The sequence below is a fragment of the Pseudomonas tremae genome (assembly GCF_001401155.1).
Taxonomy (GTDB): domain Bacteria; phylum Pseudomonadota; class Gammaproteobacteria; order Pseudomonadales; family Pseudomonadaceae; genus Aquipseudomonas; species Aquipseudomonas tremae.
The window spans coordinates 1-390 of sequence record NZ_LJRO01000188.1; the positions used below are offsets into that span (position 1 = coordinate 1).

General features: G+C 56.7%; 1 pseudogene. It reads left to right on the forward strand.

The features are described 5' to 3' along the window. Positions 1–330 (forward strand): annotated as a pseudogene (locus ALO43_RS13220) (recombinase family protein); the annotation flags it as partial. Positions 331–390 lie beyond the last annotated feature (60 nt).

Here is a 390-nt window from a genome sequence, read left to right on the forward strand (position 1 = left end):
GTGGATCTGCCTACCAGTCATCAAGGCATGACGGCCCAGTCGGGGGACGAGTTCATCGACCGCATGCTGGCGGCCATCAACTACATGATGATCGATATGATGGCCGCGATCGCCAGGAAGGACTATCAACAAAGAAGACTGCGCCAGGCGCAAGGGATTGAGAAGGCAAAAGCTTCAGGCGTCTACAAAGGTAGACCCGTAGACGCAGAACTGCGTAACCGAGTGGGTGAGCTTCTGGCTGCGGGTCTCGGGATCCGAGCAGTAGCGAGGCACGCTGCGTGTTCAACTACGACCGTCATGAAGGTCCGCGACGAGCTGGCAGAGAGTTGATCAGTTTTAAAATGCCCAGCCTCTGTGGCTGGGCGTCTACCTAAAGCGCTATTGGGGTAG